This is a genomic window from Sutterella sp., from assembly GCF_052272535.1.
Taxonomy (GTDB): Bacteria; Pseudomonadota; Gammaproteobacteria; order Burkholderiales; family Burkholderiaceae_F; genus Sutterella.
In genome coordinates this window covers 1-13,387 of the sequence record NZ_DAVZJY010000039.1, presented here as the reverse complement: position 1 = coordinate 13,387, position 13,387 = coordinate 1, and the positions used below count along the sequence as shown (strand labels likewise).

The following is a 13,387-nucleotide window of genomic DNA, read 5'->3' as shown; positions in this document are numbered from 1 at the left end:
TCTCTTCAGGCTTTTCCGCCGCAAGGGGCGCTGCGGGAGCGTCCGCCTTTGCGGGAGCCTTCATTTCGGACGCCTTTGCGGCGGGAACGGCTACGGGGGCCGCTGCGGGCGCAGCGGCCGCTTCCGGCGTCGTCGTAGGGGAAACCGGGGTCTTAACGTCTTCTTTGAGAGTCATTGCCGTCACTTTGTCCTGAGAAAGGACAGGGAGGAAAAACATGAAATCCTCCTTTCAGTCTACTTCCCCAAGTGTGACGAAATCGTGACGAAGCGGCGACGACTCGGGCGGCCGGCCGAGTCGCCATAGGTAGTTCGAAAGACGCAGAGGCGCGCTTCAGTGGTCTTCGCGCGCGAGGCGCTCCTCGTGGCGCTTCTGCAGCCACTTGGCCGCGAGGCCGACGAACACCGGCCCCATCACCGCGGCGACGATGCCGAGGAGCAGGATCTTCGAGAGGTTCTGCTGAATGAAGGGGATGTTGCCGAAGAGGTAGCCCGCCCCCACGATCGACACGGCCCAGAGCACGGCGCCCGCGCCCGAGAAGAGCTCAAAGCGCAGGCCGTCCATCTTCGCCGCGCCGGCGATCAGGGGCGCGAAGGCGCGCACGATCGGCACGAAGCGCGCGAGAAGAATGGTCTTGCCGCCGTGGGAGACGTAGAAGGCGCGGGCGTGCTGGAGCTTGTCGGCGTTGATCCACCGGATGGAGCCGTCGTAGATCTTGTTGCCCAACCACTTGCCCGTCGAGAAGCCGACGGAGTTGCCGAAGACGGCACCGAGGATCACCGAGAGCATGATCGCCCAGGGGCTCGCGGTGCCGGCCGCGGCGACGGTGCCCGCGACGAAGAGCAGCGAGTCGCCCGGGAGAAACGACATCACGACGCAGCCCGTCTCGAGAAAGAAGATGATGAACATCGCGAGGTAGATGAGCCAGCCGTAGTTCGTCGCAAGCGAGACGAGGAAGTGGTCGGCGTTGGTGAAGAGCTCGACGATGAGTCCGAAGATGTCCATGACGGGCGGGGCCTATGAGAAGAAGTGTCGGAAGGCCGCGGAGAGGACGATCCGCGTGCGGGAGCCGGGAGTGGCGGGAGGAATTCTCGTTCTCCTCCCGGTCCGGCCCCCTATCATAGCGGCAGAGGTGCGCCGCGCTCCTCATCCGCACGGACGCCCGCTGGGGCGAAGGGGCCTTCCGGAAGCGCCGCTACCGCCTTCCGCCGCGGGCGCGCCCGCAGCGGAGCCCGTCACACTCCTCAACCATTTGTTTCGATTCATGCCGCGCCGTCCCATTGCCGAACTCTCCAGCCAGCTCATCAGTCAGATCGCCGCGGGCGAAGTGATCGAGCGGCCCGCCTCCGTCGTGAAGGAGCTTGTTGAAAACGCCGTGGACGCGGGCGCGGACCGCATCGAGGTGCGCATCGACCAGGGCGGCCTCTCGCGGATCGTCGTCACCGACAACGGCTGCGGGATTCCGAAGGAGGAGCTGCCGCTCGCACTCAAGCGCCACGCGACGAGCAAGGTGAAGAACCTCGACGAGCTCGAGCACGTCGCTACTCTGGGATTCCGCGGCGAGGCGCTCGCGTCGGTCGATTCCGTCGCCGACCTTTCGATCCGCTCGCGCACGCCCGGGAGCGCCGAGGCGTGGGAGATCGCCGGGGGCGTGGTCGAGCCCGCGCCCGGGATGGAGCCCGGGACGCGCGTCGAGGTGTGCGGGCTCTTCTACAAGACGCCGGCGCGGCGCAAGTTCATGAAGACGGAGAGCACGGAGGCCGCGCACGTCGTGACGCAGCTCGAGCGCATCGCGCTCCCGAATCCGCAGGTCGCCCTTTCCCTTTTCGTGAACGGCCGCCCCGGCCTCAGGCTCGCGGTCGAATCGCCCGCGAGCCGCATCACCGCGCTCATGCCGCGCGACTTCAAGGGGGCCTGCCGCGAGGTGGACGCCGAATCGGGCGGCTGGCGGCTCACCGGGCTCGTGGGCCTGCCCACGGTCTCGCGCACCCGCACCGAGGCGCAGTACCTCTTCGTGAACGGCCGCTTCATCCGCGACCGCGTCGCCGCGCACGCCGTGCGCTTGGCCTACGAGGACGTGCTCCACGGGCAGGCGCAGCCGATGTACTGCCTCTTTCTCACGCTGCCGCCCGAAGAGGTGGACGTGAACGTGCACCCGACGAAGACCGAGGTGCGCTTCCGCGAGAGCGGCCGTGTGCACCGCTTCATCTCCGACGCGGTGCGCGCGGTGATCGCGCCGCCGCTCGCCGGTGCGGACGGCCGGGCGACCATCGCCGACCAGTTGGCCGCAGGATCCGTCCCGGCGAGCCGTGAAGCGGCGCTCTTCCGGGACGCCCCCAAGGCGGAGACGGACTCCACGGGGCATTGCGCGCCCGATGCCGCGCCGTCGCCCAGGCCCACCGCTGCCGCCGCCGTCGCGGCCGTCCGGCCAGATCCCTTTGCGCGCGCAGCAGAAGCGCCCGCGCCCGCCCGCGCCGCCGCATCGCCCTTCGGGCTCCCGCCCGACGCCGACCGGCCGGCCTTCCTCGGTCTTCGCGCCCGCGGGGGCGAAGGGTGCGCCCTTCAGTCCGCCTTCGGCGGTTTCGGCGGATCGGGCGGCTTCGGCGCTCCGAAGCGCCCCTCGCAGGCCGCCGTCGCCTCGGCGATGGCGCTCTACGGCGGCGCGCCTCCGGAGGCGCAGGCGCGCGACGACGCCCCTTCGGACGAACCCGCGGAGCCCTCCCGGCCGGAGCCGCCAACTCAGGCGGCTCCGAAACCGGAGGCCGCGCCGACGCTCTTCACCGACCGCGACGGGCGCGACGCCGCCGACACGGGCGGCACGGGACGCCTGGGGCGGCCTCTCGCGCAGGTGGGCGGCGTCTACATCCTCGCCGAAAACGCCGACGGGCTCGTGATCGTGGACATGCACGCCGCGGCCGAGCGCGTGCTCTACGAGCGCCTGAAGCGCGCGATGGACGCGAAGAAGCTCTCCGTGCAGCCGCTCCTCATTCCGATCGTCGTGCGGGTGACGCCGCTCGAGTACGCGGCCTTCGAGGAGTCGGGGGAGAAGTTGAGCGACCTCGGGCTCGACGTCACCGCGGCCGATTCGGGGTCCGTGGTGCTGCGCAGCATCCCGGCGATGCTCTCCGACGTGCCCGTGCCCGAGCTCGAGGCGCTCCTCCACGAGGTGCTGAACGACCTCAAGGACTACGCCGCGACCGAGGCGATCGAGGTGCTGCGCAACCGCATGCTCTCGACGATGGCCTGCCACAGCGCCTTCCGCGCAAACCGCAGGCTGTCGCTCCCCGAGATGGAGGAGCTGCTGCGCGACATGGAGCGCACCGAGCGCGCCGACCAGTGCAACCACGGGCGGCCCACCTGGACCACGCTCAGCATGACCGAACTTGACCGACTCTTCATGAGGGGCCGCTGATGACCGCTGCCATTGACGAAGCCGCGCGCCCGCAGGCGCTCCTTCTCCTCGGGCCCACGGCCTCGGGGAAGTCCGCCCTGTCGCTCGCCATTGCGAAGAAGCACCCCGTCGAGATCATCTCGATCGACTCCGCGCTCGTCTACCGCGGCATGGACGTCGGGAGCGCGAAGCCGACGCGCGAGGAGCTCGCCCTCGCGCCCCACCACCTGATCGACATCCGCGAAATCGGCGAGCCCTACAGTGCGGCGGAGTTCGTCGAGGACTGCATGCGGCTCGTGCCCGAGATCCGCGCGCGCGGGCGCATTCCCCTGATCGTGGGCGGCACGATGCTCTACGCCAAGGCGCTGCGCGAAGGAATCGACGAGATGCCGACCACGCCGCCCGAAGTGCGCGCAGCCGTCGCCGAAGAGGCTGCGCGCCTCGGCTGGCCCGCGATGCACGCGCGCCTCGCGAAGGTCGACCCCGCGACCGCAGCGCGTCTCGCGCCCAACGACCGGCAGCGGATCGGCCGGGCGCTCGAAGTCTGGCGCATGACCGGGCGCCCGCTCTCGAGCTTTCACCGCGGCGAGCCCCGGCCCGCCTTCCCGATGACGACCGCGGCGCTCGTGCCCGGGGACCGCAAGCGCCTTCATGCGCTGATTGAGGCGCGCTTCGACGCGATGCTCGCCGGGGGCTTTCTCGACGAGGTCCGCACCCTGACGGCGCGGCCCGACTTCGACCCGGAGAGTCCCGCGATGCGCGCGGTGGGCTACCGTCAGGCGGTCGAGCACCTGCGCGGCGAGCGTACGTACGACGACTTTCGGCTCGCCGGCATCGCCGCGACGCGCCAGCTCGCGAAGCGCCAGCTCACGTGGCTGCGGTCCATGGAGGGCGTGACGAAGCTCGATCCCTTCCTTCCCGGTGCGCTCGAAGCGGTCGAGCGCCTCGCGCTCGCCGCCGCCCCCTGAAAAAGGAAAGGGCCGCCTCCCTGGTGCGGGGAGACGGCCCTTTTGATCTGATCAGATCTGACCGGCGGTCTGCGGCTTAGAGTACGACGCAGGGCGCTTCGCCCGCGGGCAGCGGCTCGATCGTGCCGATGCGGAAGACCTTCTCACCCTCGGCCTCGAAGGCCGCAACGGCGCGCTCGGCGTCCTCGGCCGCAACGACCACGGCCATGCCGATGCCGTTGTTGAAGACGCGGTACATCTCGTGACGGTCGATGTTGCCCTTCTCTTCGAGCCACTCGAAGATCGCCGGACGCGTCCAGGAGTTGCCGTCGATGCGGCACTGCACGCCTTCGGGGAGCACGCGGGGCACGTTCTCGATGAGGCCGCCGCCGGTGATGTGGGCCATGCCCTTGATCTTCACCTGCTTCATGACGTTCAGAACCTGCTTCACGTAGATGCGGGTCGGGGCCATCGCGCGGTCGGCGAGGGTCGCGCCGTCAAAGGGCATGTCCCAGTCGGCGCCGGCCACTTCGACCACCTTGCGCAGCAGCGAGAAGCCGTTCGAGTGCGGGCCCGAGGAGGCGAGGCCGAGGACGACGTCGCCCGGCTGGATCGACTTGCCGTCGATGATCTCGTCCTTCTCAACGACGCCGACGGCGAAGCCCGCGAGGTCGTATTCGCCCTCGGGGTACATGCCCGGCATCTCGGCCGTCTCGCCGCCGATCAGGGCGCAGCCCGCGAGTTCGCAGCCCTTGGCGACGCCCTTCACGACGCGCTCGGCGATGTCCACGTCGAGCTTGCCGCAGGCGTAGTAGTCGAGGAAGAAGAGGCTCTTGGCGCCCTGGACGAGGATGTCGTTCACGCTCATCGCGACGAGGTCCTGGCCCACCGTGTCGTGGCGGCCGAGCTTGAAGGCGAGCATGAGCTTCGTGCCCACGCCGTCCGTGCCGGTGACGAGGACCGGGTTGCGGTACTCGCGGCTCACTTCAAAGAGCGCGCCGAAGCCGCCGATCGAACCGAGCACGCCCGGAATCAGGGTGCGCTTGGCGGCAGGCTTGATGCGTTCGACAAGTTCATCGCCGTTGTCGATGGAGACGCCGGCGGCGGCGTAGGAGAGCTGGGTCATGGAGAAACTCGTGACAGCGTGGGGAAGGTGAGGCACCCACCGGCCGGGAGCGAAGCCCGGGCGGGTCCCGCGGCGCGGGCCGCGGCGGAGGGCGTCGGGAAAAAGAGTTGCGGAAGTATAAGACCTCGGGGCGCGCCCGAGCGCCGAAAAGCCCGCCCTGCTTGCGCCGATCGGGCTCGCCGAGCCCGATTTTTCCGAGCAAAAGCAGTACACTCCTTTCGTTCCGGAAAACCGGCGCACGCCGTCCCTGACAGTACGTACTCCCTCCCGAGACCGCAACCCACTTTCTTCATCCCGCGCACCCGTGGACACTTCGAGCTCTCTTCCCGACCAGTACCTTCTGGACCTCCCTGAGCTTCAGGAGCGCGACAGGCCCACCTTCGCGAACTTCATTCCGGGCGAAAACACCGAGGCGCTCGCCGTGCTCTGTTCAATGGCCGCGGGCCGCGGGCCGAAGTTTCTCTACCTCTACGGCCCGCAGGGCGTCGGGCTCTCGCACCTGATCGAGGCGTTCCTGCCCGGAACGAAGGAGTCGGGTGTGCGCGTGCCGCGCTTCACGCCCGGCGTCGTGCGCTACGCCGTGGACGACGTGGATCAGCTCGACGCCGGGTACGCCCGCGAGCTGCTGCAGCTGCAGAACGCCGTCTGGGCGGACGCCGAGGCGCGGCTCGTCTGTGCCGGGCGGCTGCCCCCGAAGGATCTCCCGCTCCCCGAGAGCGTGAAGAACCGTCTCCTGGGCGGCACCTGCTACGCGCTCACGCCCCTGGGCGAGGCGGAGCGGTTCCGCGAACTCTCGCGCCAGGCGGCTCTGCGCGGCATCCTCCTCACGCCCGACATGGAGCAGTGGATGTCGATGCACCTGCCGCGCGACATGCGCTCGCTCACGCGCGTGATGGACGTCGCCAATCAGATCGCACTGCACGCCAAGCGCCGCGTGACCGTTTCGGTCGTGCGCGAGGCCGCCCGGATCGTCGAGGCGGCCGATGCGGCCGACGCGGCGCAAGCGGCCGAAGGCCGCTGAAGCCCCGTTTTTCGTCCGCCTGCGCCGGCGTTCTTGTTTCCCTGAACTCCCAACACCCATGAAGCTTTCGATCTTCGACCTGGATCACACGCTGCTGCCGATCGACTCGGGCGACGCCTGGACCTACTGGCTCGCAGAGCGCTCGGGTGCGGCGCGCGGAGAGCTCGAGGCGCAGTTCGGGCGCTTCGTCGAGGACTGGAATTCGGGGGCCTTCGACGCGCTCGACTTCATCCACTATCAGTTCGGGATGCTCGCGCGTCACGACCGTGCGGAGCTCGAGCGCTGGCGCTCGAAGTTCATCGACCGGGTCGTGCGCCCGGCCGTGCGGCCCGAAGCCCTCGCGCTCGTCGCGGAGCGGCGCGCCGCAGGCTGCCGCGTGATTCTCGCGACCGGCACGCACCGGTTCGTGTCCGAACCCATCGCGCGCCTCTTCGGCATTGAGGAGGTTCTCGCCGCGACGCCCGAGGAGCGCCCGGACGGTTCCTTCACGGGGCGTCTCGTCGGATCCGACTCCTTCGGCGCGGGAAAGGTCGCGCTGCTGCGCGGCTGGATGCGCCGCACGGAGGCCCGGGCCGGAGACGTCTTCGAAGGCATTGAATGGATCGAGGCGTGGTCGGATTCCGCCGCCGATCTTCCTCTTTTAGAATTTGCCGCGGGCTGGAGGCCCGCCGGCGGAGCCGTCGCCGTCAACCCGGACCCGGAGCTCGGGCGCATCGCCCGGACGCGCGGGTGGCGCACGCTCGAGCTCTTCAAAACAGAAGCAGGATGAACCTCTCACATGTTTGACTCTATTGTTGGCCGCGTGAAGTCTTTTTTCGGTGCTGAGGACCGCTCGGTCCTCGTGCGCGAACCACGCATCATCACGAAGGACGAGCACGGCATCGACCCCGAACTCGTCGCCTGGCAAGCCAAGCGCTGCTGCGAGGCGCTGCAGGCGCGCGGCTACCGCGCGTACATCGTGGGCGGCGCCGTTCGCGATCTGCTCCTCGGCGTCACGCCGAAGGACTTTGACGTCGCCACCGACGCCACGCCCGAAGAGGTGAAGCGCTGCCAGCGGCGCGCGATCATCATCGGCCGGCGCTTCCGCCTCGTGCACGTGATCTTCGGTCAGGAGATCATCGAGTGCTCGACCTTCCGCGCGCTCGAGGGCGCCGGGGTGAGGAAGGACGTGGATGGGCGCGTCATTTCCGACAACGTCTTCGGCGAGATGTGGGAGGACGCGGCGCGCCGCGACTTCACGATCAACGCGATGTACTACGACCCCAAGACCGAGGAGGTCTACGACTACCACCACGGCTTCGAGGACATCGCGAAGAAGCGCCTGCGCATGATCGGCGACCCCGAGGAGCGCTACCGCGAGGACCCGGTGCGGATGCTGCGCGCCGTGCGCATCTCGGCCAAGTTGGGCTTCACGATCGAGCCCAACACCGAGCGCCCGATCGCGCGCATGGCGAGGCTGCTCACGAACGTGCCGCAGGCGCGCCTCGTCGACGAGGTCTTGAAGCTCCTCACCTGCGGCCACGCCGTCGCCTGCGTGAAGCGCCTGCGCGAGGACGGCCTCGCCGCGGCGCTCCTGCCCGTCCTCAACAACATGCTCTCCTCGCCCGAGGGCGAGGAGTTCCTGATGCTCGCCCTGAAGCGCACCGACGAGCGCCTCGCGGTCGGCAAGAAGATCTCCCCCTTCTTCCTCTTCGGCACGCTCCTCTGGCCCAAGGTTCTGCGCCGCTGGCGCTACAACGAGGAGACCCGCGGCGTGCCGCGGCTTGCCGCGCTCCATGAGGCCTCGGTCGAGGTGCTCGAGACCGAGTGCCAGAAGATCTCGATTCAACGGCGCTTCCAGGCCGACATGCACGACCTCTGGCTCATGCAGGCGCGGCTTGAGCGCCGCACCGGCAAGACGCCGTACGCGATCGTGCGCCATCCGCGCTACCGCGCCGGGTACGACTTCCTGCTGCTGCGCAGCCAGGTGGGCGAGGTTCCGGCGTGGCTCCCCGAATGGTGGGACGCCTTCGCGAACGCCGACGAGGAGACCCGCGCAGACATGATCCGCGAGGCGCAGGCCGAGGCCCGCCGCACCGCCGACGAAGCCCGCCGCGGCCGTGCCGCGGCCGAGTCGGGCGACGAACTCCCCGAGGTTTCCGAAGGGACGGAACGCCGCCGCCGCCGGCGTCCGCGCCGCCGCTCCCGTCGCCCGCAGGGCGCCGCGGGGAGCGAATCGTGACGGCCGAGAAGCGCCGCGCCTGGATCTCGCTCGGCGCCAACCTCGGCGACCCGAAGGCGGCGCTTGCCGCCGCCCTTCAAGAAGTTGCCCGGATTCCGGGCGTCTTCTCCGTGCGCGCGAGCCGCTTCTACGACACGTCGCCCGTGGACTCTTCGGGCCCGGACTACGTGAACGCCGCCGCCGTGCTCGAGACCACCCTCACGCCCGAGGCGCTGCTCGGCGAACTCCAGAGAATCGAACTCGCCCACGGGCGAGTGCGCCCGGCGGGCGTGCACAACGCGCCGCGGACGCTCGACCTTGATCTGCTCGCCTTTGAGGGCGAGACGCGCGCCACGCGCGCGCTCACGCTCCCGCACCCGAGGATGGAGGAGCGGCTCTTCGTGCTCGTGCCGCTCCTCGAGCTTGAGCCCGGCTGGCGCTCGCCCGAAGGCGTCGCCGGCGGCGATCTCGTGGAGGCCGTGCGCCGCCGCGATCCAGGACAGAGAATCCGCCTTCTCGGCTGATCGAGTTGTGGCATACTTCGGCTTCTCCCCCGGATGGCGGAATGGTAGACGCAGCGGATTCAAAATCCGCCGGGTAAAACCGTGAGAGTTCGAGTCTCTCTCCGGGGACCAGACATGGATCCCAGACCGCTTCGAGCGGTTTGGGATTTTTTTATCCGCCCGTTTCGCCGGGATTCTCCAGACGCAGTGCTTCTCCGGCGCTTCCGGGCCGCGGCCTGGGAGCGGTTCGGGTTTTGTTTTGCCCCTCGGAGCGGGGCGGGAGGCCTTCCGGAATGCCGCAATGGAAGAAGACGCCCCTCGGAGCGGGGGGCCTCATGCTGATCGAGCCGCCCGTCTTTCGCGACGAAAGGGGCGAATTCATGGAGACCTGGAGCGGCCGCGTCTTCGAGGAGCTCGGCCTTCCCGTCCGGTTCGTGCAGGACAACCAGAGCCTGTCGCTCAGGCGCGGCACGATCCGCGGGATCCACTACCAACGCGCGGAGGCGGCGCAGGCGAAGCTCGTGCGCTGCGCCGCGGGCGCGATCCGCGACGTCGCGGTGGACCTGCGGCCCGAAAGCCCGGAGTTTCTGCGCGTCTTCACGGCGGACCTCGAGGCGGGCTCGCCCCGGATGCTCTTCATCCCGAAGGGCTTCGGGCACGGGTTTGCGGCGCTCGCCGACCACACGGTCGTGCTCTACAAGACCGACGCCTACTACGATCCGGCCTCCGAAGGCGCGGTGCGCTGGGACGACCCGGCGCTCGCGGTGGACTGGGGGCTCGACGCCGCCGACCCCCGCATCCTCTCAAAAAAAGACCGGGCTGCGCCCGGTCTTGAAGCGTTCCTCGCCGCCCTGAGTCAGGGCGGCTGAAGGCGGCCTCAGCGCTCAGCGCGGTCCGCGACCGAGCGCAGGAACGCGGCGAGGTCGTGCATCTCCTCGCGGCAGAGCTCATGGTCCATCGGATAGGTGCGCGCGATGAGGTCGGAGTCCACCTGCGCGATCACCTCGGCGCTCCTCGCCGCGATGACGGGCGGCACGACCGAGTCGAAGTCGCCGTGTGCCATGAAGATGGGCGTGCGGCGGCCGGCGGGCGTCGCCTCCGAGAAGAGGCGTCCCGCGAGGGGCAGGTAGCCCGAGAGCGCGGCGACGCCGCCGATCGGCTCCTTCATCCTCAGCCCCGTGAAGAGCGAGATGGCCGAGCCCTGGGAGAAGCCCCCGAGCACGATGCGGCTTCTCGGCACGCCTTCAGCGGCGATTTCATCGATCAGGGCGGCGACGCGGCGCGACGTCTCCCGGATGCCGAGCTCGTCCTCGTTCTCGTCGATGCGCCGGCCCGGCACGTCGTACCAGGCGCGCAGCGGATAGTCCGGATGCATCGACATCTCGCGCATCGGCGCGTTGGGGAGCACGAACCGGCAGACGGGGCCGTTGAACTGGCGGATTTCGTCGGGGAAGGCCGCGAAGTCGGTGTTGTCCACGCCCATGCCGTGAAGCCAGACGACCGTGAGTTCGGGCGTGCCGCCCGTGCGGGGGCCCGTGACGAGGATGTCTTCGGGGGCGAAGGCGGGCGCGCGCGGCGCCTCGCGCTTCACTTCCGGCCGGGGCGCGGGCGCCTTCTTTTCCACCGACTCGACCTCCGGGCGCGCTTCGCGCGGCGTCTCCTCCGCGGGCACGGGCTCGCGCTGCGGCGCGGCAGCGGGGGTGGGAGCGGGCTTCGTCTCGGGTTGGGGAGCCGCGGGGGCGGTCTCCTGCGGCTGCGCCTCCTTTTCGGACTTCCTGCGGGCACTCTTCGGGCGGAAGGCCTTCACGACCGATTCGTCCGTCTCGATGTAGGGGCCGCCGATCAGGTCGATGCAGTAGGGGACGGCGGCGAAGATGCCGTTCACGACGGGGCGCCCCGCTTCGTCCCGGAGGCCTTCCAACGTCTCCGCGATCGCTTTGGGCTGGCCGGGGAGGTTGAGGATGAGCGCGGCGTGGTCGGGCGTCTCGCGCAGCACCCCGACCTGGCGCGAGAGGATCGCGGTCGGCACGAAGTGCCCGGAGATCGCGCGCATCTGCTCGCCGAAGCCCGGCATTTCGCGCGTTGCGACGGCGAGCGTCGCCTCGGGCGTCACGTCGCGCCTCGCCGGTCCCGTGCCGCCCGTCGTGAGGATGAGGTCGCACCCGATGATGTCCACGAGTTCGCGCAGCGTCTTCTCGATGTCGAAGCGTTCGTCGGGAATGAGGCGCTTGTGGATCTTGATGGGCGTCGTGATCGCCCGGCGGCACCAGGCCTCAAGCGCCGGGATGCCCTGATCTTCATAGACGCCGCGGCTCGCGCGGTCCGAGACCGAGACGAGGCCGAGGATGAGTTCGTTTTCAACGCTGCGCGGAGGCTTCATGGCGCGGCTCCTTCTTCTTGCAGTTGGCGTTCGAGGGTGGCGGCCCTGCGCTCTCGCCGGGCCGCGAAGAAATGTCAGGCGTCGCCGCGCTCGAGGGCTTCCTCCGCCGCTTCCTCCGTCTTCGCCATCAGGTCGAGCGGCTCGTTGAGGAAGTCGTGGAGAAGCCGGTAGAGCTCGCGGGCGCTCTTCGGGGGCTTCTGCTGCTCGCGCTCGCGGCGCGCGAAGCGCACGAGCTCGCGCAGACGCCGGATGTCGATCGAGCTGTTCTCGTCGATGAAGGCGCGCACGGCGTCGTCGGACTCGATCATCCGGTCGCGGAGCGTCTCACACCGGTGCAGCAGCGCCACCGCGGCCCTCGACTCGCCCGTCGCGCGCGCGATCGCCTCGCGCACGGCCGCGGGGTCCATGTCGCGCATCTTCTTGCCGATCAGCTGCAGCTGCCGGCGCTGCGCGCCGAAGCTCTTCATGCGGCGGAATTCAACGATCTCGTCGTACACGTCCTCGGGGAGGCCGATCTTGGCGAGCGTCTCGTCGCCGAAGCGCGTCATCTGCTGCCCCAAAGCCTGGAGCTCGAGCTGCACGCGCTTGAGCTGCGACTTCGACGGGCCGCGGAACTCCTCTTCATCATCGTCTTCAATGTCGTTGGGGCGCATAGGGTCCTCTAGCTTGTAGTCAAGGGGGCAATCATAGCGGCTCAAGCCGCTGATTTTCGTTAGAATGCCGCTCTTTTCCCATTGATTCCTGGCCGGTAAAGCCAAATGCAAGAACAGCACCTTTCTGACTTCGACTTCGAGCTCCCGCCGGAGCTCATCGCACAGTACCCGCTCGCAGACCGCTCCGCCTCGCGGCTGCTGCACATCACGCGCGACGTCCTCGAGGACAAGACCTTCCGCGACGTCGAGACCTTCCTCCGCCCGGGCGACCTTCTCATCGCCAACAACACCCGCGTGATCAAGGCGCGCCTCTTGGGGCGCAAGGAGACGGGCGGGGCCGTCGAGGCCCTGATCGAGCGCGTCACGGGTGAAGACACCGCGATCTCGATGATCCGCGCGAGCAAGTCCCCGAAGCCCGGCACGAAGCTCTACTTCGCGCATCAGGACGGCACGGAGGGCGAGATTGAGGTCGAGGTGACCGGCCGCGAGGGCGAGTTCTTCGCGCTGCGCTTCTCCGAACCCGTCCTCACCGCGCTCGAGGAGTTCGGCCGCGTGCCGCTGCCGCCCTACATCGCCCATGCGCCCGAGAAGAGCGACGAGAGCCGCTACCAGACGGTCTACGCGGCGCACCCCGGCGCGGTCGCCGCACCGACGGCGGGGCTCCACTTCACCGAGGACCTCCTCGCGCGCATCCGCGCCAAGGGCGTCGACGTCGAGTACGTGACGCTCCACGTGGGCGCGGGCACCTTCCAGCCCGTGCGCGTCGAGAACCTCTCCGAGCACCACATGCATTCGGAGTGGTTCCACATGCCCGAAGACGTCGCGGCGAAGATCAACGCCGCGAAGGCCGAGGGCCGCCGCGTGGTGGCGGTCGGGACGACGTCGCTCAGAACACTCGAGAGCGCCGCGGACCGCGTCGGCCACGTCGAGGCGGGGTCGCGCGACACGCGCCTCTTCATCATGCCGGGGTACGAATTCCGCATCGTGGACGCGCTCATCACGAACTTCCACCTTCCGAAGTCCACGCTCGTGATGCTCGTGTCGGCCTTGGTCGGCCGCGAGCGCATCCTCGAGGCCTACGCCCACGCAGTGCGCGAAAAGTACCGCTTCTTCAGCTACGGCGACGCGTGCTTCATCGAGCGCGCGCCGGCCGCGCGCTGAGGCGCTT

12 protein-coding genes and 1 tRNA gene are annotated in these 13,387 nt (G+C 69.2%); 9 read left to right on the top strand and 4 right to left on the bottom strand.

Annotated elements, in window-relative coordinates:
* Nucleotides 1-331: 331 nt before the first annotated feature.
* The gene (locus tag ACT6Y9_RS03645; RefSeq protein WP_295480952.1) at nt 332-1,003 is read right to left on the bottom strand and encodes a VTT domain-containing protein; all 672 of its coding nucleotides are present in this window, start codon (nt 1,001-1,003) and stop codon (nt 332-334) included.
* 259 nt (nt 1,004-1,262) lie between these two features.
* Here ACT6Y9_RS03645 and mutL point away from each other — a divergent pair, with 259 nt between their 5' ends.
* Both mutL and miaA read left to right on the top strand, forming a co-directional pair.
* Nucleotides 1,263-3,410 (top strand): DNA mismatch repair endonuclease MutL, encoded by a 2,148-nt coding sequence (gene mutL / locus ACT6Y9_RS03640; RefSeq protein WP_443743531.1) that lies wholly within the window; start codon nt 1,263-1,265, stop codon nt 3,408-3,410.
* Nucleotides 3,410-4,357 carry a tRNA (adenosine(37)-N6)-dimethylallyltransferase MiaA gene (gene miaA / locus ACT6Y9_RS03635; RefSeq protein WP_443743530.1) on the top strand — a complete coding sequence of 316 codons (948 nt, stop codon included), beginning with the start codon at nt 3,410-3,412 and terminating at the stop codon, nt 4,355-4,357. The genes mutL and miaA overlap by 1 nt, the downstream gene beginning before the upstream one ends.
* A 76-nt stretch (nt 4,358-4,433) precedes the next feature.
* Here the strand turns inward: miaA and purM are convergent, their stop codons facing one another.
* Nucleotides 4,434-5,462 (bottom strand): phosphoribosylformylglycinamidine cyclo-ligase, encoded by a 1,029-nt coding sequence (gene purM / locus ACT6Y9_RS03630; protein ID WP_295480103.1) that lies wholly within the window; start codon nt 5,460-5,462, stop codon nt 4,434-4,436.
* A gap of 304 nt (nt 5,463-5,766) precedes the next feature.
* Between purM and ACT6Y9_RS03625 the strand changes: the two genes are divergently transcribed.
* From ACT6Y9_RS03625 to rfbC, 6 genes are all read left to right on the top strand, one after another.
* Nucleotides 5,767-6,483 carry an HdaA/DnaA family protein gene (locus ACT6Y9_RS03625; protein ID WP_295480100.1) on the top strand — a complete coding sequence of 239 codons (717 nt, stop codon included), beginning with the start codon at nt 5,767-5,769 and terminating at the stop codon, nt 6,481-6,483.
* A gap of 58 nt (nt 6,484-6,541) precedes the next feature.
* On the top strand, nt 6,542-7,252 hold the full coding sequence (locus tag ACT6Y9_RS03620) for an HAD family hydrolase (protein WP_443743529.1): 711 nt from the start codon (nt 6,542-6,544) through the stop codon (nt 7,250-7,252).
* A gap of 9 nt (nt 7,253-7,261) precedes the next feature.
* Nucleotides 7,262-8,704 (top strand): polynucleotide adenylyltransferase PcnB, encoded by a 1,443-nt coding sequence (pcnB, locus tag ACT6Y9_RS03615; RefSeq protein ID WP_443743528.1) that lies wholly within the window; start codon nt 7,262-7,264, stop codon nt 8,702-8,704.
* The gene (folK, locus tag ACT6Y9_RS03610; RefSeq protein ID WP_443743527.1) at nt 8,701-9,207 is read left to right on the top strand and encodes a 2-amino-4-hydroxy-6-hydroxymethyldihydropteridine diphosphokinase; all 507 of its coding nucleotides are present in this window, start codon (nt 8,701-8,703) and stop codon (nt 9,205-9,207) included. The genes pcnB and folK overlap by 4 nt, the downstream gene beginning before the upstream one ends.
* 27 nt (nt 9,208-9,234) lie before the next feature.
* Nucleotides 9,235-9,318, top strand: a tRNA-Leu gene (locus ACT6Y9_RS03605).
* Nucleotides 9,319-9,479: 161 nt separating this feature from the next.
* On the top strand, nt 9,480-10,055 hold the full coding sequence (gene rfbC, locus ACT6Y9_RS03600) for a dTDP-4-dehydrorhamnose 3,5-epimerase (RefSeq protein ID WP_443743526.1): 576 nt from the start codon (nt 9,480-9,482) through the stop codon (nt 10,053-10,055).
* Nucleotides 10,056-10,063: 8 nt separating this feature from the next.
* Here rfbC and mog read toward each other — a convergent pair whose 3' ends face one another.
* Nucleotides 10,064-11,566, bottom strand: a complete 1,503-nt coding sequence (mog, locus tag ACT6Y9_RS03595; RefSeq protein ID WP_443743525.1) for a molybdopterin adenylyltransferase — start codon at nt 11,564-11,566, stop codon at nt 10,064-10,066.
* Between the two features lie 74 nt (nt 11,567-11,640).
* On the bottom strand, nt 11,641-12,219 hold the full coding sequence (gene yjgA / locus ACT6Y9_RS03590) for a ribosome biogenesis factor YjgA (RefSeq protein ID WP_295480090.1): 579 nt from the start codon (nt 12,217-12,219) through the stop codon (nt 11,641-11,643).
* A 105-nt stretch (nt 12,220-12,324) separates the two neighbouring features.
* Between yjgA and queA the strand changes: the two genes are divergently transcribed.
* Nucleotides 12,325-13,380: a tRNA preQ1(34) S-adenosylmethionine ribosyltransferase-isomerase QueA gene (queA, locus tag ACT6Y9_RS03585; protein WP_443743524.1), complete on the top strand. Its 1,056-nt coding sequence runs from the start codon at nt 12,325-12,327 to the stop codon at nt 13,378-13,380.
* The last annotated feature ends 7 nt before the right edge of the window (nt 13,381-13,387 follow it).